This window comes from Kitasatospora sp. NPDC057500 (assembly GCF_042802195.1).
Lineage (GTDB): Bacteria > Actinomycetota > Actinomycetes > Streptomycetales > Streptomycetaceae > Kitasatospora.
The window spans coordinates 1-18014 of the sequence record NZ_JBHVER010000169.1 but is presented as its reverse complement, the minus strand read 5'-3'; the positions used below and the strand labels follow the sequence as shown (position 1 = coordinate 18014).

The following is an 18014-nucleotide window of genomic DNA, read 5'->3' as shown; positions in this document are numbered from 1 at the left end:
CCGACTTCCCACGCCGACGGCAACGGCGGGCCCTTCACCTCACCCCGGCTCGCCCGCCGACCGCGAATCCCACCCGGCCAGCGCCCGCAACTGCGCAGCCCGGCCCCTCGCGCCCCGGCCGCCCCGGCGAGCCGCCGCCTCGCGCCTCAGGCCTCCGGCTCGCCCGGCAGCCGCAGGTCCCAGCCCGCCAGCGCCCGCAGCTGCGCAGCGGTCACGTCGCCCGGCAGCGGGCGCGGTGCCTCGGTGCGGAACGGCGGCTGCCAGCCCTCCTCGGGCGTCCAGCGGCGGACCGCCTTCGCCGGGGCGCCCGCGACCACCGTGTGGTCCGGGACCTCGCCCCGCACCACCGAGCCGGCCGCGACGACCACGTTGCGGCCCAGCCGGGCGCCGGGCAGGATCACCGCGCCGGTGCCGATCCAACTGCCGGAGCCGATCTCCACCGGCTCGTTGCGCGGCCACTGCTTGCCGATCGGCAGGTCGGTGGCCCGGTACTCGTGGGCCTGGTCGGATATGTAGACGCCGGGGCCGGTCCACACGTCGTCGCCGAGCACGATCGACTGGTGGCCGACGATGTGGCTGTCGCGGCCGATCACGCAGCCGCCGCCGATCCGCACGACGGGCTCGGGGCCGAGGTCGAGTCCGGGCAGGAAGCCCGCGCTGATGGTCACCCGCTCGCCGATGATCGAGAACGGGCCGATGGTGATCCACTGCTCGTTGAAGACCGCGCCGAGCGGGAAGGTCAGCTTCGTTCCCGCCCCCAGCTCGCGGAACCGGTACGGGCCGGGGTTCTCGCTGGAGACCGCGCCGGTCCGCTGCACCCACTGCCAGCCCCGGTGGACGAGCCTGCCCGCGGCTCGCCGGCCGCCCGTCCGGGCGGCGCTGACCAGGGAACGCGTGATCGACATGCGCTCACGTTACCGGCCCGTAGGTCCGGGCCGGCGCAGAGGCGGCCAAGGTCACACGCTCGGAGCTCTCCACCCGTCACCCTGGCCGAATCGGCGTCCGGAAACCGCTACTTCTGCCAAAATCGCGATCATGGAGATCACCGCGCACCTCGACGCGCTGCGCCGCGAGGGCACCCTGCTCGCGGACGCCGCCGCCCGCACCGACCCCGCCGCCCCCGTCCCGACCTGCCCGGAGTGGCGGCTGCGCGACCTCGTGCTGCACACCGGCCGGGTGCACCGCTGGGCGACCGCCATCGTCCGGGACCGGCTGCCGGCCCCGCTGGACGCCGAACGCCACCAGGCCGTCTGGGGCGAGCAGCCGGAGGACGCCGAGCTGGTCGCGTGGTTCCGCACCGGTCACGCCGCCCTGGTCGACACACTCGCCGCCGCCCCGGCCGACCTGGACTGCTGGACCTTCATCCCCGCGCCGAGCCCGCTCGGGTTCTGGACCCGCCGCCAGGCGCACGAGACGGCCGTGCACCGCGCCGACGCCGACGCGGCGGCCGGCGTCGAGGGGCCGCACACCGATCCGGAGTTCGCCCAGGACGGCATAGACGAGCTGCTGGCCGGCTTCCTGTCCCTCGGCCGCTCCAGGGTCCGCAGCGAGCGGACCAGGACGGTGCAGGTCAGCGCGAGCGACGGCCCCGGCCGCTGGCTGCTGACCATCGGACCGGAGCCGCTCGTCGTCGAACGCGCCGAGGGCCCGGCCGACCTGACGCTCACCGGCCCGGCCCGCGACCTCTACCTGCTGCTGTGGAACCGCCTGCCGGGCGGCACCGGACGGGTGGCCGCCGTCGGGGACGCCTCGCTGCTCGACCTGTGGCGCGCGACCGCGGCCATCGGCTGAGCGCCCCCCGCGACCGGCGCGTCAGCGCACCCAGCGCGCCGGTCGCTTCTCCAGGAACGCGCGCATGCCCTCCTGCGCCTCCTCCGAGCCGAACAGCCGCGCCGACAGCTCGACCAGCTCGTCGGCGTCCCGCTCGAAGGAGCGCACCACCTCGGCGTTGGCGAGCCGCTTGGACTGCGCGAGGCCCTGCGGCGAACCCAGCCGCAGGGCGTCCAGCAGGCCCTTGAGCGCGACCTCGGCCGCCTCCGGCGCGTCGACGGCCTGAGTGACCAGGCCGATCCGGGCGGCCTCGGCGGCGTCGAAGACCTCGCCGGTGAGGTAGTAGCGGGAGGCGGCGCGCGGGTCGAGCTTGGGGCGCAGCGGCAGCGAGATGACGGCGGGGGCGAGCCCGAGCCGGACCTCGGTGAACGCGAAGGTGGCGGCCGGCCCGGCGAGCGCGAGGTCGGCCGCGCCGACGAGGCCGAGCCCGCCGGCGCGGACGTGGCCGTCGATCACGGCGATCACGGGCTTGGCGCAGTCGACGATCGCCCGTTGGAGGTCGACGAGTCCGCGCGGTCCGACGGTGGGGTCGGCGCCGGTGGCCTCCGAGAGGTCCGCCCCGGCGCAGAACACCTTGCCCGCGTGGGTCAGTACCACCGCGCGCACCTGCGGGTCGGCCGCCGCCGCGGCGAGGCCGGCGGTCAGTTCGGCCATCAGCCGGGTGGAGAGCGCGTTGCGGTTGTGCGGCGAGTCGAGCGTCAGGGTGGTGACGGCGTCCTCGGTGGCGACGCGGACGAGGGGCGCTTCGCTGGTCATCGGTGCGGTCCTGCTTTCCGGCTGAGGGTGGGTCGGAACGGACGGCCGCCACCCGTGAGCCGCGGGCGCCCGGTCGACTCTGACATGCCCGCCCTCCCGCCGACCAGCCCCCTCGGACGAGCGGCCGGGGTGGGTCAGAGCCGCGAGGTGTCGAGGTCGAGGCCGAACGGCTCCGGCAGCCTGACCGCCGTCCCGAAGGGGTGCGGCCCGTCCTCGACGGCGTACCCGAGCCGCCCGGGCTCGCTGAACAGCGTGCAGGTGCGGGCCTGGCGGTCGACCAGGAGGTAGAGCGGCGCCCCGTACTGGCCGTAGCGGCGCCGCTTGACCGGCCGGTCGGTCTCCGCGTTCGACGGTGAGCTGACCTCCATCACGAGCAGCGTCTGGTCCGGGATCAGCGCGCCTTCCGTTTTCGCCGCCGGGTCGGCCGGCACGACGGCGAGGTCGGGGACGTACCGGTTCTCCGACCCCGGCAGGTCGAGGTTGCCGGAGCCGGACACCAGCGCCAACTCCTCCAGCCGGGGAGTCAGCTGCCGGCGGATGACCTCGGCGGCGCTCTCGTGCGCCCACGAGGGCGACCTCGGCGTGAGGACTCCATCGACGATCTCGGCGCGGCGCGTGCTCACGAAGCGTTCTCCTCCCGCCCTGGTTTCCCGTGACCACGAGTGTGCCACCGCCCACTGACGGTAAAGGCGTGGTGCGGTGACCGGCGGTCGGCCACGATGGTCGTATGACCATGGAATCGCAGCGCAACGCCGCCCCCCTCACCCACATCGCCGAGCCGCCCGGGGTCGCTCCGGGGACGGGGTACACGCAGGTCGTCACGGGGAGCGGGCGGCTGGTGGCGGTGTCGGGGCAGGTGGCGTTCGACGAGGAGCAGCGGCTGGTCGGGGTGGGGGACCCGAAGGCGCAGGCGCGGCAGGTGTTCGAGAATCTGCGGCGTTGTCTGGCGGCGGCGGGGGCGGACTTCTCGCACGTCGTCAAGCTGACGTACTTCGTCACCGACATCGGGGACCTGCCCGCCGTCCGCGAGGCCAGGAACGAGGCGCTCGGCGACCTGCCGTTGCCGGCCTCCTCGGCGGTGCAGGTCGCGGCGCTGTTCCTGCCGGAGGTGCTGATGGAGGTCGAGGCCTTCGCGGTGGTTCCGGAGTAGTCCGTTCAGGCCTGTGCCGTCGCTCCCCGCCGCGCCGCCCAGCGGACGGCGGGGCCCATCGCGAGGCCGGCGGCGGCGAACAGTGCGCCGAGGGCGGCCCAGCCGATCAGGCCGTGGCCGATGACGGCGGTCGACACGACGGCCGGTCCGATCATCAGGGCGGCGGCGCTGCCCGCATTGAAGACGCCCTGGTAGGCGCCGTGGGCCTGTTCGCCGGCCAGGTCGTAGCTGAGTGCCCAGGTGCCGGCCTGGCCCAGCACCTCGCCGACCGCCTGGAGCGCGACGCCGGCGAGCACCACCACGGCGGCGAGTTCGGTGCGGGCGCCGTGGGCGAGGGCGATCACCAGGCAGGAGGCGGCCAGGATCAGGCCGGCCCGGCCGCAGGCCCGTGCGGCGGCGGCCGGGTGCTCGGTGCCGCGGGTGGCGCGGACCTGGAAGGCGATGACCAGCACGGTGTTGACGACCAGGGTGGCGGCCACGGTGATCCGGGGTGCGTCGGTCTGCTGGACGATCCACAGCGGTATGCCGACCTCCAGCACCGCGAACTGGAGGGCGAGCACCGAGCTGAGCACGGTCACCAGCAGGAACGGCCCGTCGCGCAGCGCGGGGTTGCGCTCGCGGCCCGGGCGCCGCTCCGGCCCGCCGGCGGCCCCCGCCCCGCGCGCCTCACCCGCCCCGCGCGCCTGACCGGCGTCCCTCGCCTTCCGGGTCGCGGCAGCGCCCTCCCCCGGCACCGGCAGCCGGAGGAACATCACCGCGACCACCAGGTACGAGGCCGCGTCCGCCAGGATCGCCGCCAGGTAGCCGGGCCGCGTGTCGACCTGGAGCGCGATCGCGCCGACGCCCGTGCCGAGGCAGAGCCCGACGTTGGTCACCACCCGCAGGTAGGCCCGGCCGGCCACCCGCTTGTCGGCGGGCAGCACCTCGGCGTAGAGGGCGTTGCGCACGGCGGCCGCGCCCCGGTCGGCGGCGGCGACCACGCAGGCGAGCGCCACGAACACGGGATAGCTGTCGACCGCCGTGTAGCCGGCGGTGCCGAGGCCGGTGAGCGCGACCAGTGCCACCAGGATCGGCCTGGTCCCCCAGCGGTCGGCGGCCCGTCCGGCGGGGACGCTCGCGACGACGCCGCAGAGCCCGGCGGCGGTGAGCGCGAAGCCGAGCTGCGCCGCGCTCAGGCCGAGGTGGCGGGTGAAGAAGAGCACCCCGACGGAGAGCGAGAGGCCGCTGCCGACGGTGTTGAGCAGGGTGATCCGGGCGAGCCGGCGCACCGTCGGGTCGGGGTGCAGCAGCCGGGAGGCCCCGGACGCGGGCGGCACGGGGCTCGGTGCGGTGTTCGCCGCCGGTGAGGTGGTCATGCCCACGATCCCACCCCGGCACCGCCGCCCGGCAGTACTGATTTAGGCTCTACCTAAAATCTCGGGGGGAGCGGGCGTGCACAGGTTCAAGCTCGACCTGGCCGACCTCGCCACCACCTGGTTCGCCTGCTCGCCGATCCAGGAGGCCGCGCTCAGCCTGCGGATGTGGACCCACCCGGGCGTCTACTCCCTGCAGTCCGCCGCCTTCGCGCGCCTGCGGCCCTCCTTCGAGGAGTTGGACTCCTCGCTGCTGCTCTCCCTGGTCACCCCCAGGGGCTGGATCCCGGACTTCCTGACGCCCCGCCCGGCCGTCCCGTGGCCGGACTTCCGCGCCGAGCTGGCCGCCGTCCGGGCGCTGCCGCCGGAGCAGGTGCGCCCGGAGCTGGAGCAGGCGTTCCTGCCGCACCGCCAGCCGCTGCCCGCGGTGCTGGAGGCGGGGCTGGCCGATCCGGCCCGGCTGCTGGCGCGGATCGCCGACGCGCTGGAGGAGTACTGGGAGTGCTGCCTGGCGCCCGCGTGGTGGCCGCGGGCGCGGGCGGTGCTGGAGGCGGACCTGGTCTACCGGTCGCGGGTGCTGGCCCAGCAGGGCGCGGCGGCGCTGTTCGCCGACCTCGACCACCGGCTGCGCTGGTCGGACGGCGTGCTGTCGATCGACCGCCGCTGGACGGAGTGGGACGGCGAGATCACGGTGGACGGGCGGGGGCTGGTCCTGGTGCCGACCTTCTTCGCCCGCGGCGCGATCACGATGATCAGCAACGACCGCGCCCCGCAGATCAGTTACCCGGCTCGCGGGCAGGCGGGGATGGCCGGGCCGCGTCCGCCGTCGACCCCGCGCGCGCTGGAGCGGCTGCTCGGCACGCCCAAGGCCCGGCTGCTGACGCTGCTGGCCGAGCCGGCCTCGACCACCGACCTCGCCTACCGGCTGGACGTCACCCCGGGCGCGGTCAGCCAGCACCTGGCGGTGCTGCACGAGACCGGCCTGGTGACCCGGGCGCGGCACGGCCGTTCGGTGCTGTACCGCCGCAGCCCGCTGGGCGACGAACTCGCCGGCGGTCCGCACCACGGCCGGTGAAGTCGGCCGCCGACTTCCCGTCAACTGACCAGTGGTACAGACCTGTTGACGCATTGGTCTGTACCTCCTACAGTGCCCATGCCCCCGTCTCCCCACGGCGCGGGCACTTCGAACGCTCCCGGCACCACTCGTACGGTTCTGCGCCACCCTGTCCAACCCCCACAGTCACAGGGAGAACCATGTCCGTTCGAACCCGCGCGCGCCGAACGCGCCACAGGCTGCTGCGCCACCGGCTGCTCGCGCTCTTCTCCGTCCTGCTCCTCCCACTCGCCGCGGTCACCGCCCTGGCCACCCCCGCCGGCGCCGCGGCCGGAAAGCTCACCGCCGCCTTCACCAGCGAGAACAGCGGTTCCTGGTGGAAGGGCACCTACATCGTCAAGAACGACAACACCACCGCCGTCAACGGCTGGACCCTGGAGTTCGACCTCCCGGCCGGTGTGACCATCCAGAACAGCTACAACGGCACCGCGACGGTCAACGGCCGCCACGTCACGGCCGTCGCCGCGTTCTACAACGCCAACGTCCCGGCGGGCCGGACCACCGAGCCGTACAGCTTCTGGTTCGTCGCCAACGGGCCGATCGGCACGCCGACCGGCTGCCGGATCAACGGCGACAAGTGCGACGGCAGTTCGGACGTCCTGCCGTCCGCCCCGGGCACCCCGACGGTGACCGACACGACCGCCCACACCCTGGCGCTGCGCTGGCCGGCGGCCACCGGCGGCGACTTCCCGGTGGCGTCCTACGAGGTGCTCAACGGCACCGCCGTGGTCGGCACCAGCACCACCACCGACACGGTGGTCACCGGCCTCACCCCGGCGACCAGCTACACCCTGACCGTCCGGGCCAAGGACAGCCGCGGCAACCTCGGCCCGGCGAGCGCGCCGGTCACCGCCTCCACCTTCGACCCGGCCACCGACCCGACGCCGCCCACCGCGCCCACCAACCTGCGCACCACCGCGGTGGGTTCGAGCGACGTGACGCTCGCCTGGAACGCCGCCACCGACAACCTGAAGGTCGCCGCGTACGACGTCTACCAGGACGGCACGCTGGTCAGGACGGTGACCGGCTCCACGCTGACCGCCGCCGTCTCCAGCCTCTCCCCGTCCACCTCGTACACCTTCACGGTCAAGGCCCGCGACGGCGCCGACAACGCCTCGCCCGCCTCCGCCGCGCTGAAGGTCACCACCTCCGACCTGGTCGGCACCGGCAAGTACGCCCGGGTCGGCTACTTCACCCAGTGGGGCATCTACGGACGCCAGTACTTCGTGAAGAACCTCGACACCTCGGGCAGCGCGGCCAAGCTCGACGTCATCAACTACGCGTTCGAGAACATCGACCCGGTCAACCTCACCTGCATGACGGGCGTCACCAAGGGCACCACGTCCAACCCGCAGGACCCCGACCAGGGCACCGGCGCGGGTGACGCCGACGCCGACTACGCCCGCCCGATGAGCGCCGCCCAGTCGGTCGACGGCGTGGCCGACGACGGCTGGGGCAAGCTGCGCGGCAACTTCAACCAGCTGAAGAAGCTCAAGGCCAAGTACCCGCACCTGAAGATCGTCGCCTCGCTCGGCGGCTGGACCTTCTCCAAGTACTTCTCCGACGCGGCGGCCACCGACGCCTCCCGGCAGAAGTTCGTCAAGTCCTGCATCGACATCTTCCTCAAGGGCAACCTGCCGGCCTACAACGGCGCGGGCGGCGACGGCGTCGCGGCCGGCATCTTCGACGGCATCGACATCGACTGGGAGTGGCCCGGCTCGCCCGACGGCCACGCCGGCAACCACTACAGCCCCAACGACAAGGACAACCTGACCGCGCTGCTCGCCGAGTTCCGCAAGCAGCTGGACGCGCTCGGCGGCTCGCACAAGCTGCTGACCGCCTTCACCCCGGCCGACCCGGTCAAGATCAACCAGGGCTGGGACCTCTCCAAGATCTTCAACTACCTGGACATCGCCAACATCCAGGGCTACGACTTCCACGGCGCCGGCAGCGACAACTCGTGGGAGCCCAACCGCACCGGCCACCAGGGCAACCTGTACGTGGACACCCAGGACCCGTACACCACGCACTTCAGCGTCGAAGGGGCCGTCAAGCCCTACCTCGACGCCGGGGTCAACCCGCGCAAGCTCACCATCGGCCTGGCCTTCTACGGCCGCGGCTGGCAGGGCGTCGCGGACGGCGGGGCCAAGGGCGAGTGGCAGAGCGCGACCGGCGCCGCCCCCGGCCAGTTCGCCGAGGAGGCCGGCACCCGCGGGTACAACAACCTGATCACCACCTTCCCCAACCTCTCCGTCCACCACGACGAGCAGTCGGTGGCGACCTACGGCTACACCGGAGCGGGCGGGCAGTGGTGGACCTTCGACGACGCCTGGTCGATCGGCAAGAAGACCGCCTGGCTGAAGTCGAAGGGCCTGCTCGGCGCGATGATCTGGGACATGACCGGTGACACACCGGGCGGCACCCTGATCAACGCGCTCGACGGCGGCCTCAAGTAGCACCACGGCAGAGCAGAAGGGGCCGGTCCGACGGACCGGCCCCTTCTCGCATACTCCCGCACTGTGCAACGATCTTGATGTCCCGTCATGTCCTGGGACAGGCACGAGACACATAGGACAGGACGCGGTACGCTGGTTCCGCAGGACCCCTTCACCCTGACCCAGGACCGGTCAGGGGACCGGTGCACGACCTCCGCACGGAGGTCCGACCCGAGGAGGGGATGTGGAGAAGCGCTCGTTGCCGCTGGGCGGCTGGCGTGGCAGGACCCGTTCGATAGGACGACGCCTCTACGAGGCCGGCTCGACCACGGGAACGTGGCTGGGCTCCCCGGGAGGCAGAACCACCCTCAGGATCGCGGTCGAACTCGTGAAGCTCTATGCACGCTTCAAGGGGATCGACACCGGTTCCGGCGGCGGCGACCCCCTCGAGCGGTGAGGTGAACACGGCCCGCCCTGCAGATTGGACCCTCGGGGCGGGTTCGTGGTGCTCAGATCCTTACCATACGCGCACGGCCTGACGGGCGCCACGAAAACGGGTGTCCCACGCGACAGCCCGACCTGTTGCGGGACAACCCGGTACGTTCCAGAAGACGGAAGGCAACACCATGGTAGAGGAGACACGTCGTCCCGGCCGGCAGTGGAACACACCCGCGCAAGGCTCCTCGGTCGAGACCAACGAACTCGTCCACCTCCTCCGCACGATGGTCAACGAACGCGGACTGAGCATCCGGCAACTGCAGGCCGAGATGGAGAAGTCCGACGTCCAGTACAGTTCCTCGACCATCGCCCGCAGGCTGGGCGGGGACAACCTGGAGAACGACTGGCACTTCGTCCTGGGCGTCATCGAGGCCACCACCGACGACCCGGGCCTGCGGGAGCGGCGGTTCCGAGCGGCCCGGAGGCTCTGGACGGCAGCCCGCGACCACCCCACGCCGGTGTCCCACGGCCCCGAGGAGACGGCGAACGACGAGGAGGCGCGGAGCGACCACGACGTCATCGCGAACGGCGCCGTCACCGTCATTCCCGGAGGCGTGATCCACGGAACCGTGAACATCACGGTCCGCCAGTACCCCTCCTCCGAGGACCCGGAAGCCGGCCACCTGCGGGAGGAGCTCCGGGCGGCCCGCAGGGAGATCGCCGACCTCCGCAGCCGCCTCGCGGCCGCCGAACGGCAGGACCACGAGCGCAGGACGGAGCTGCGCCGGCTCCGGTCCGCACTCGACGCGGCACATCAGCTGGACGCGTCACCCGAAGAGATGCGGACCGTCATCCGCAGGTCCCAGCAGCCGGAGTCCCTGCCGCCGGGGAACTGAACCCGCCCGGTCGGGGGGGGCCCCGGCCCCCCCCGGGCCCCCCCCCCCCCCCGGCCGCCGGGGGGGCGGGGCCCCCCCCCCGGGGGGGGGGGGGGGCCCGCCCCCCCCCCGGCCCCCCCCCCACCGCCGGATCAGCGGGAGGCGAGGGCCGCGAGGCGGCGGGCCGAGCGGTACTGGCGCAGCACCTGGGCGAAGGTGAGGTGGCCCTGGGTGGTCCGGGCGAAGGCCCGCCAGGCCGGGTCGACCAGGCAGACCGCCGCGTGGAACAGGTACGGGCGGCGCTCGAACGCCTCCAGCATCTGCTTGCCGGCCCGCATCTCCACGCCCAGGCCCGCCTTGACGGCGAAGGCGTAGTTCAGCGCCTCGCGCCGGACCTCCGCCGCCGTGCCCGCCTCGGCGACCTTGACCGCCCACTCGCCGGCCAGCCGGCCCGAGCGCAGCGCGTAGGAGATGCCCTCGCGGGTCCACGGCTCCAGCAGGCCGGCCGCGTCGCCGGCCACCAGGACCCGGCCGCGGGAGAGCGGCGAGTCCTCGGCGCGGCAGCGGGTCAGGTGCCCGGACTCCACGCTCGGCGGGAAGCCCGACAGGCCGAGGCGGCGGATGTAGTCGGCCAGGTACTGCTTGGTCCGCTCGCCGTCGCCGCGCGCCGAGATCACCCCGACGGTCAGGCTGCTGGACTCGGTCTTCGGGAACACCCAGCCGTAACTGCCGGGCAGCGGGCCCCAGTCGAGGTGGATGCGGCCCGCCCAGTCGGCGGCGACGTCCGCCGGGACGGGGATCTCCGCCTCCAGCCCGAGGTCGATCTGGTCGAAGGAGACGCCGACGTGCCGGCCGATCCGGCTCGCGCTGCCGTCCGCGCCGACCACCGCGCGCGCCTCGAAGACGCGCCCGTCGGAGGCGGTGACCAGCGCCGTCCGGTGTTCGCCGCCGCGCTGCTCGACCCCGGTGACGGTCACTCCGGTGACCAGCACCGCCCCGGCCTGCTTGGCCGCCTGGACCAGGCGCAGGTCGAACTCGTCCCGGTTGACCAGGCCGAACAGCATCCGCTTGGAGCGCCTGGTCCGGGTGAACCGGCCGCGGTAGGCGAAGGTGACGGCGTGCACCCGGTCCTGCAGCGGCAGCCTGAAGTCCGGCGGCAGGCTGTCCCGGGAGGGGCCGATAATGCCGCCGCCGCAGGTCTTGTACCGGGGGTGCTCGGCCTTGTCGAGCAGCAGCACGCGCCGGCCCTGCACGGCCGCGGCGTGCGCGGCGGAGGAGCCGGCCGGTCCGGCGCCGACCACGACGACGTCCCAGACGCCGTCCAGCGGGTCCGGCCGGTCCGGCCCGTCGGCCTCGGCGTCGAGCGGGCTACGAGAATCGGGGCTTCCGGAGTCAGTCACGGGCAGCAATCCTAATGCGGCCGCCCCCGCCGCCGTCGGCCGCACCGCCCCGAACGCGCGACCGAACCACCGGTCGGGCGGGCCGGGCCCGGCCCGGTCGGGGCGCCCGCGGCCGCTCCCCCGGGGACCGCCGCCCGACTCGTCCTATGATCGGTTCCACCCACCGTCAATGCCGTTCGCCCGCACCACCCCCTCGGACGGACCAGCCCTCCCGGAGCCCCCGATGCCGCAGCAGCCCCTGGCCGACGCCGTCCGGTCCCTCATGGACCGCGCCCGCACCGACCTCGCCGACCTGGTCGCCTTCCCCTCGGTCGCCGACCCGCGCCAGTTCCCGGTGGAGGAGTGCGAGAAGGCCGCCCGCTGGGTCGCCGACGCCTTCGCCGCCGAGGGCCTGACGAACATCCGGCTGCTGGACACCCCCGACGGCACCCAGTCCGTGTACGGCGAGCTGCCCGCCCCGGCCGGCGCCCCCACCGTGCTGCTCTACTCGCACTACGACGTCCAGCCGCCGCTCGACGAGGACGCCTGGCAGAGCCCCGCCTTCGAGCTCACCGAGCGCGACGGCCGCTGGTACGGGCGCGGCGCCGCCGACTGCAAGGGCAACATCCTGATGCACCTGACGGCCCTTCGGGCGCTGCGCCAGGTGGACGGCGGCTACCCGGTCGGGCTGAAGGTCGTCGTCGAGGGCTCGGAGGAGCAGGGCACCGGCGGCCTGGAGCGCTACGCCGAGGCCCACCCCGACCTGCTCGCCGCCGACGCCATCGTGATCGGCGACACCGGCAACTTCGCCCCCGGCCTGCCCACCGTCACCGCCTCGCTGCGCGGCATGACCGTGGTCGACGTCTCGGTCCGCACGCTGGCCGGCAACCTGCACTCCGGCGCCTTCGGCGGCGCCGCCCCGGACGCCCTCCAGGCCCTGGTCAAGGCGCTCGCCTCGCTGCACGACGAGAACGGCGACGTCGCGGTGGCCGGCCTGGCCACCGATCAGCGCTGGAGCGGCGTGCAGTACCCCGACGAGCAGTTCCGCGCCGACGCCAAGGTGCTGGACGGCGTCGCGCTCACCGGCACCGGCACCGTCGCCGACCGGCTCTGGGCCCGCCCCTCGGTCACCGTGCTGGGCATCGACGCCCCGCCGGTGATCGGCGCCACCTCCTCCGTGCAGGCCTCCGCCAAGGCCTCGGTCAGCCTGCGGGTGCCGCCTGGCATGGACACCTCGGCCGCCCAGGAGGCGCTGGTCGCCCACCTGGAGGCGCAGGTGCCGTTCGGCGCCCGGGTCACCGTGGAGCGGCAGGGCAACGGCGCCGCGTTCAGCGCCGACACCTCCGGCCCGGCCTACGAGGCGATGGGCGCGGCGATGCAGGAGGCCTTCGGCACCCCGATGGTGGCCTCCGGCGAGGGCGGCTCGATCCCGCTCTGCAACACGCTGCGCACCCTCTACCCGCAGGCCGAGATCATCCTGATCGGCGTCGAGGAGCCGACCACCCAGATCCACGCCGTCAACGAGAGCGTCGACCCGCTGGAGCTGGAGCGGATGGCCCTCACCGAGGCGCTGTTCCTGCGCCGCTACGCCGAGCTGCGCACCGTCTGACGCCCCGGCACCGGGCGGCGCGGCCGCGCCGCCCGGGCCAGCAGCGCCCAGCCGACCGCGCCGACGGCCAGCCCCGCCCCCGCGCCGAAGCACAGCTCCGCGAGCGGCCCGCGCCGCAGCGGCACGAGCCGGTGCGCCACCCCCGCCACGGTGGCCGTCCCGAGCACGGCCGCGCCCGTCCGCCGGGCCCGCCGCGACAGCTCGACGGCCGGGCGCGCCGGCTCCACCGCCCGGGCCGACCGCACCGCGTACCGCGCCACGGCTGCCAGCGCCGGCGCGGAGGTCCCGTACTGGAGCACCTCGTACAGCGGCGGGCCGCCCGCCACCGGCCGCTCCAGCGCCGGCACCAGCCGGGACCCGAACCGCCCCGCATGGGTGAAGCCGTCCCAGCCGACGTGGCTCGCCGCCCCGACCGCCGCCGAGAGCGCGAACCACCCGAGGTCCGCGCCCGACGGCCGCCCCCGGCCGGCCGGGCGGGCCGTCAGCGCCTCGGCGGCGCCCGCCCACCGGCCGGGGAGCAGCGCGACCAGCGGCCCGCGCACCAGCCCGTGCCAGCCCGCGACCAGGCCGGCCGCGAGCGCCACGTCCAGCGTCGGCACCGCCCACCAGCGGTGGGTCGCCGCGCCGTGCCGGTACACCCCGGGCAGCAGCGACTCGGCGAAGAACGGCAGGTCGGGCGCCAGCGAGCCGGCGACCAGGGCCGACGCGACCAGCGGGCCGCGCTCCCCCGTCGCACGCAGCAGGGGGAGCACGGCGGCCGGGTGGCTCAGGGTGAACGGCATGCCTTCATCCTGCCGCCGCCCGGGCGCGCCCGTCTCCCCCGTCCGTCTCCGCGCCCGGCGCGGCAAGGGGGCGTGCAGCGCCCGGGCGCACGCCGTCAGCCCGTGCGCCGCCCCGCCGCACCCCCCGCCCCGCCGCACACCCGCCCCGCCGCACACCCGCCCCGCCGCGCGCCGTCCGGGCTCACGCCGCGTCGGCGGCCCTGGCCAGTCCCACGCCCGCCCGGCGCCCGGCCTCCAGGTAGCGCAGCTCCCCGCAGCGGCGGGCCTCCAGCGCCGCCGCCAGCCGCCGGTGCCGGCCCGGGGGCAGCAGCCCGGAGGCCTCCTCCAGGCTGACGAACCGCCAGCCGCGCAGCTCCTCCTGCTGGAGCAGCAGCCCCTGCCGGGCGGTGGCGTCCAGCAGCCCGCCGTCGTAGACCAGGCGCAGCCCGCCGCGGCGCGGGCCGGTGCGCGGCTCCCAGTCGACGGCGAGCAGGCGCAGCGCCCGCGGGTCGAGGCGCAGGCCGAGTTCCTCGGCGGTCTCCCGCAGCGCGGCGTCGGTGGGGGCCTCGCCGCGCTCGACGACGCCGCCCGGGAACTCCCAGTCCGGCTTGTAGACCGGGTCGACGAGGAGGACCCGGTCCTGCTCGTCGAAGAGCAGGACGGCGGCGGCCACGGTGTCCCCGGTCGGGTCGGGGCTCTGGACGATGGGGCAGCGGGCCGAGCCGTCGTCCACCAGCCGGGCGAGCCGGGCGGCGGTCTCGCGCGGGGTGAGGCCGGAGGTGTCGACGAGCCGGGCGTCGCGGCGCAGCCAGCGGCGGGCGGCGCGGTAGCGCGGTAGGTGTTCCAGGCACCACTGGCGGATCCGTTCGCTGCGCTCGGGGTCGTCCGGGACCTCCTCGCGCTGGGCGATGCGCTCGCGCAGGATCGTTTCTTCAGGGTCCAGGACGAGGTGGTGCACGGCGATGCCGTTCGAGGCCAGTGACCCGAAGATCTCGTCGCGGTAGTCCTCCCGCAGCAGCGTCATCGGGACCACCAGCGGCCCCGGCACCTCGCCGAGCAGCGCCGCCGCCGTCTCGGGGACGAGCCGGCGCCAGGCCGGCAGGTCCTGGAAGTCCGACACCGCCGCCATCCGGTCGGCGGGCAGCATCGCCCGCAGCCCGAAGCCGACCAGCTCGGGATCGAACAGCATGCTGCCGGGCAGCAGTTCCACCAGCTCGCGGCAGGCGGTGGTCTTGCCCGCCCCGAATGTGCCATTGACCCAGACGATCACTCACGCCCCCATGTTCTCGACCTCCCCCGGCGCCGTTCGCACCGGGCGGCGCCCCCGTCAGTCGTGCCGGCGCCACCCGAGGTGGTACCCCTGCCGCGCCGGTCCCCATACCTCCACGTGCTCCCCGCTCATGGCGGTTCCCCGTTCCGTTTGACAGGGGCATGTGCCCAGGTCAGAGGGCCTGCGACGATACCCGTACAACCCCTGGCGCACCGGCGTGCGCCGCCCCGGGCACCGGAGTCCGGCCGAATCCCGCGCGCCCCCGGCACACCTCCCGCGCCCCATTGCGTGCAGGGCCCCCACCCGCCGGGTGCCCGGACCGCGTCGGCCCGGGCACCGGCGGAACGCCGTGCGTCACCGGCTAGGGGCGGCCCATGTGGGTCGGGTAGTAGCCGCTGCTGATCCGCGAGATCCGGATCGAGGTGCCGGGCCGGGCGGCCTCCACGTACTGGTTGTTGCCCAGGTAGACCGCCACGTGGTGGATGCCCCGGGCGGTGCCGTCGTCCGACCAGAACAGCAGGTCGCCGCGGCGCAGCTGCCCGGCCGTCACCGGTGTGGTGGCCGCGTACTGGTCGTTGGCGACCCGCGGCAGGGAGATGCCGCCGCGCCGGAAGGACTGCTGGACCAGGCCCGAGCAGTCGTAGCCGTCCGGCCCGTTGCCGGCCGTCCGGAACGGCTTGCCAAGCTGCGCGAGCGCGAACTGCACCGCCGTCTCGACGTCGCCGTCCGCCGCCGGGGCGGCGGAGGACGAGGGGGCGGCGTCCGCCGACGAGGAGCCCGAGCCCGACTGGCCGGTGCGCGCCAGGTAGACGTCGTAGTGCGAGGTCCAGCGCCACTGGCCCTGGCTGTTGCGGAACCAGTAGCGCGAGCCGTCCCACCCCTGGGTGATCCCCCCGGACGAGCCGGCCGCCCTCGTGGAGGTCCCCGAGGCGGTGGCCGAGCCGCCGGTGCGCGCCAGGTAGACGTCGTAGTGCGAGGTCCAGCGCCAGTGGCCCTGGCCGTCCTTGAACCAGTACCGCGAGCCGTCCCACCCGGCGTGGGCCGGCGCCGGCTCGGCCACCGCGGTCCCCGCGCCGGTGCCGAGGCCGAGCACGCCGGCGCCGGCCGCGATCACGGCCACCATGCCTATCCCCCGGCGGATCCGCGCCGCACGGGCGGGGCGGGCACCCGCCGTCGGCCTGGGGGTGGAGGCGGCGGTGTGCTGCCCGGTCGCGTCGTCGGCGGCACCCGGTGCGCCGGTGTTGACGGTCGTCATGCTGCTGTCTTCCTTCGCTGATCGCGCCGGACGCGCCGATCGCGCCGAACGCTGGGAGCTGAACGCTTCACGCGGGGCGCGGGGCCGTCGGGGCCCCGGCCGCGCCGCTTGTCACGTTAAGCACGCGTCCGCTCACGGCGCGCAGTGGAGTGCGCCAAAGGAAGGCTCACGGAAGGTGAGCGACCGTCACCCGACCCGGCGCCGGATGACCGCCCGTCACCCGTGTGCCGAGTCCGCCAGCAGCTGCTTCTTCAGCACCTTCCCCAGGGCGTTCCTGGGCAGTTCGGGCACCAGCACCACCCGCCGGGGCCGCTTGTGCACCGAGAGCCGCTCGGCCACGAAGGCCGTCAGCTGTTCACCCGTCACGGAACCGTCCGGAACGACGTACGCCACGATCGCCTGGCCGAGGTCCTCGTCCGGCGCGCCGACCACGGCGGCGTCGGCCACCGCCGGGTGGTCGCGCAGCGCCGCCTCCACCTCGCCGGCCCCGATCCGGTAGCCGCCGCTCTTGATCAGGTCGACGGAGGCGCGCCCGACGATCCGGTGGAAGCCGTCCGGGCCGATCACCGCGACGTCCCCGGTGCGGAACCAGCCGTCGGCGGTCCACGCCTCGGCGTCGGCGTCCGGCCGGTTGAGGTAGCCGCCGAACAGGGTGGGCCCGGCCACCTGGAGCTCGCCGACGCTCTCGCCGTCGTGCGGGAGGGGGGCGCCGTCCTCGCCGACCAGCCGGGTGCGCACCCCGGCCACCGGCAGGCCGACGCTGCCGGGGCGGCGCTCGCCGTCGGCCCGGGTGGAGACGGTGATCAGCGACTCCGTCATGCCGTAGCGCTCGATCGGGGCGTGGCCGGTCAGCTCGGCGAGCCGTTCGAACACCGGGACCGGCAGCGGGGCGCTGCCGGAGACCAGCAGCCGGGCGGAGGCGAGCCGGGCGGCCGCCTGCGGATCGCCGGCCAGCCGGGACCAGACGGTCGGCACGCCGAAGTAGAGGCTGCCGCCCGCCGCCGCGTACCCGGCGGGGGTGGGCCGCCCGGTGTGCACCAGCCTGCTGCCGGTACGCAGCGCGCCGAGCACGCCGAGCACCAGTCCGTGCACGTGGAACAGCGGCAGGCCGTGTACCAGGGTGTCCTCGGCGGTCCACTGCCAGGCGTCGGCGAGCGCGTCGAGGTCGGCGGCGACGGCGGAGCGGCCGATCATCGCGCCCTTGGGCGCGCCGGTGGTGCCGGAGGTGTACAGCACGAAGGCGGTCGCCGCCGGGTCCGGCTCGGCGTGGGTGGCGGCGGAGCGCTCGCGCAGGTCGACGGGGAGGCCGGCGATCCCGGCGTCCTGCGGCGGGGTGTCGGCGGCGGCGTGGGCGAGCAGGGAGGCGCCGGAGTCGCGCAGGATGTGCGCGCGCTCCTTGGGCCCGGAGTCGGGCGGCAGCGGCACCACCGGCACCCCGGCGAGCAGCCCGCCGACGACGGCGGCCACGGTCTCGGCGGTGGGCCGGGCGAGCACCGCGAGGGCGGGGGCGCCGGCGACCCGGTCGGCGACGGCGGTGGCCGCGCCGAGCAGGTCCTCGCGGGAGAGCCCGGGGCCGTCGGAGATCCGCAGCGCGTCGCCGGAGTCGCCGGAGCCGCCTTGAAGCGCCGTCAGGAGTGTCATGTGTCCGCCCTCGCCCTTGTCCACGTGTCCACGATGGTCCGCGGCGCGCGACGGTCCGCCGTGCGCCGCCGACCGACTCTACGGGCCGCCGGGCGCCGGCCGGGTGTCCGGGCGGAGGACGGCGGGGGCGCGCCCGGGGAATCCCGGGC

The 18014-nt window shown here is 74.9% G+C and carries 16 protein-coding genes; 7 read left to right on the top strand and 9 right to left on the bottom strand.

Going from position 1 to position 18014, the window contains the following annotated elements:
• Positions 1-146: 146 nt before the first annotated feature.
• Positions 147-905 (bottom strand): acyltransferase, encoded by a 759-nt coding sequence (locus ACFU74_RS28280; protein ID WP_380761707.1) that lies wholly within the window; start codon positions 903-905, stop codon positions 147-149.
• A gap of 130 nt (positions 906-1035) precedes the next feature.
• Here ACFU74_RS28280 and ACFU74_RS28275 point away from each other — a divergent pair, with 130 nt between their 5' ends.
• Entirely contained in the window at positions 1036-1791 is a 756-nt protein-coding gene (locus ACFU74_RS28275; RefSeq protein WP_380761705.1) for a maleylpyruvate isomerase family mycothiol-dependent enzyme, read from the top strand.
• A 21-nt stretch (positions 1792-1812) separates the two neighbouring features.
• Here ACFU74_RS28275 and ACFU74_RS28270 read toward each other — a convergent pair whose 3' ends face one another.
• Together ACFU74_RS28270 and ACFU74_RS28265 are read right to left on the bottom strand one after the other, a co-directional pair.
• Positions 1813-2586 (bottom strand): enoyl-CoA hydratase family protein, encoded by a 774-nt coding sequence (locus ACFU74_RS28270; protein ID WP_380761703.1) that lies wholly within the window; start codon positions 2584-2586, stop codon positions 1813-1815.
• Positions 2587-2720: 134 nt separating this feature from the next.
• On the bottom strand, positions 2721-3209 hold the full coding sequence (locus tag ACFU74_RS28265; protein ID WP_380761701.1) for a Uma2 family endonuclease: 489 nt from the start codon (positions 3207-3209) through the stop codon (positions 2721-2723).
• 110 nt (positions 3210-3319) lie between these two features.
• Here ACFU74_RS28265 and ACFU74_RS28260 point away from each other — a divergent pair, with 110 nt between their 5' ends.
• Positions 3320-3736 (top strand): RidA family protein, encoded by a 417-nt coding sequence (locus ACFU74_RS28260; protein WP_380761709.1) that lies wholly within the window; start codon positions 3320-3322, stop codon positions 3734-3736.
• Positions 3737-3741: 5 nt separating this feature from the next.
• On the opposite strand, the gene ACFU74_RS28255 is transcribed toward ACFU74_RS28260, so the two are convergent.
• Positions 3742-5091, bottom strand: a complete 1350-nt coding sequence (locus ACFU74_RS28255) for an MFS transporter (RefSeq protein ID WP_380761699.1) — start codon at positions 5089-5091, stop codon at positions 3742-3744.
• Positions 5092-5167: 76 nt separating this feature from the next.
• Between ACFU74_RS28255 and ACFU74_RS28250 the strand changes: the two genes are divergently transcribed.
• The 4 genes from ACFU74_RS28250 to ACFU74_RS28235 all read left to right on the top strand — a co-directional run bounded on the left by ACFU74_RS28250 (position 5168) and on the right by ACFU74_RS28235 (position 9971).
• Complete coding sequence (locus ACFU74_RS28250) at positions 5168-6163, top strand: ArsR family transcriptional regulator (RefSeq protein WP_380761697.1); 996 nt, start codon at positions 5168-5170, stop codon at positions 6161-6163.
• Between the two features lie 179 nt (positions 6164-6342).
• The gene (locus ACFU74_RS28245; protein WP_380761695.1) at positions 6343-8658 is read left to right on the top strand and encodes a glycosyl hydrolase family 18 protein; all 2316 of its coding nucleotides are present in this window, start codon (positions 6343-6345) and stop codon (positions 8656-8658) included.
• 223 nt (positions 8659-8881) lie between these two features.
• Positions 8882-9094, top strand: coding sequence for a hypothetical protein (locus tag ACFU74_RS28240; protein ID WP_380761693.1), 213 nt, complete (start codon positions 8882-8884; stop codon positions 9092-9094).
• 169 nt (positions 9095-9263) lie between these two features.
• Entirely contained in the window at positions 9264-9971 is a 708-nt protein-coding gene (locus ACFU74_RS28235; protein ID WP_380761691.1) for a hypothetical protein, read from the top strand.
• 131 nt (positions 9972-10102) lie between these two features.
• On the opposite strand, the gene ACFU74_RS28230 is transcribed toward ACFU74_RS28235, so the two are convergent.
• Positions 10103-11350, bottom strand: a complete 1248-nt coding sequence (locus ACFU74_RS28230; protein ID WP_380761689.1) for a geranylgeranyl reductase family protein — start codon at positions 11348-11350, stop codon at positions 10103-10105.
• 223 nt (positions 11351-11573) lie between these two features.
• Between ACFU74_RS28230 and ACFU74_RS28225 the strand changes: the two genes are divergently transcribed.
• Positions 11574-12938 (top strand): dipeptidase, encoded by a 1365-nt coding sequence (locus ACFU74_RS28225; RefSeq protein WP_380761687.1) that lies wholly within the window; start codon positions 11574-11576, stop codon positions 12936-12938.
• Here the strand turns inward: ACFU74_RS28225 and ACFU74_RS28220 are convergent.
• From ACFU74_RS28220 to ACFU74_RS28205, 4 genes are all read right to left on the bottom strand, one after another.
• Complete coding sequence (locus ACFU74_RS28220) at positions 12914-13720, bottom strand: DUF4184 family protein (RefSeq protein WP_380761685.1); 807 nt, start codon at positions 13718-13720, stop codon at positions 12914-12916. The two genes, ACFU74_RS28225 and ACFU74_RS28220, sit on opposite strands and share 25 nt — an antisense overlap.
• 181 nt (positions 13721-13901) lie before the next feature.
• Positions 13902-14969, bottom strand: a complete 1068-nt coding sequence (locus ACFU74_RS28215; RefSeq protein ID WP_380761683.1) for an NUDIX domain-containing protein — start codon at positions 14967-14969, stop codon at positions 13902-13904.
• Positions 14970-15330: 361 nt separating this feature from the next.
• Positions 15331-16224 carry a C40 family peptidase gene (locus ACFU74_RS28210; RefSeq protein WP_380761681.1) on the bottom strand — a complete coding sequence of 298 codons (894 nt, stop codon included), beginning with the start codon at positions 16222-16224 and terminating at the stop codon, positions 15331-15333.
• Positions 16225-16440: 216 nt separating this feature from the next.
• Positions 16441-17865 carry an acyl-CoA synthetase gene (locus tag ACFU74_RS28205; protein WP_380761679.1) on the bottom strand — a complete coding sequence of 475 codons (1425 nt, stop codon included), beginning with the start codon at positions 17863-17865 and terminating at the stop codon, positions 16441-16443.
• Positions 17866-18014 lie beyond the last annotated feature (149 nt).

Coding starts and splice junctions, on each gene's coding strand:
- ACFU74_RS28280 (WP_380761707.1), bottom strand. CDS start 905: ATGTCGATCACGCGTTCCCTGGTCAGCGCCGCCCGGACGGGCGGCCGG.
- ACFU74_RS28205 (WP_380761679.1), bottom strand. CDS start 17,865: ATGACACTCCTGACGGCGCTTCAAGGCGGCTCCGGCGACTCCGGCGAC.
- ACFU74_RS28270 (WP_380761703.1), bottom strand. CDS start 2,586: ATGACCAGCGAAGCGCCCCTCGTCCGCGTCGCCACCGAGGACGCCGTC.
- ACFU74_RS28220 (WP_380761685.1), bottom strand. CDS start 13,720: ATGCCGTTCACCCTGAGCCACCCGGCCGCCGTGCTCCCCCTGCTGCGT.
- ACFU74_RS28255 (WP_380761699.1), bottom strand. CDS start 5,091: ATGACCACCTCACCGGCGGCGAACACCGCACCGAGCCCCGTGCCGCCC.
- ACFU74_RS28235 (WP_380761691.1), top strand. CDS start 9,264: ATGGTAGAGGAGACACGTCGTCCCGGCCGGCAGTGGAACACACCCGCG.
- ACFU74_RS28275 (WP_380761705.1), top strand. CDS start 1,036: ATGGAGATCACCGCGCACCTCGACGCGCTGCGCCGCGAGGGCACCCTG.
- ACFU74_RS28260 (WP_380761709.1), top strand. CDS start 3,320: ATGGAATCGCAGCGCAACGCCGCCCCCCTCACCCACATCGCCGAGCCG.
- ACFU74_RS28225 (WP_380761687.1), top strand. CDS start 11,574: ATGCCGCAGCAGCCCCTGGCCGACGCCGTCCGGTCCCTCATGGACCGC.
- ACFU74_RS28245 (WP_380761695.1), top strand. CDS start 6,343: ATGTCCGTTCGAACCCGCGCGCGCCGAACGCGCCACAGGCTGCTGCGC.
- ACFU74_RS28210 (WP_380761681.1), bottom strand. CDS start 16,224: ATGACGACCGTCAACACCGGCGCACCGGGTGCCGCCGACGACGCGACC.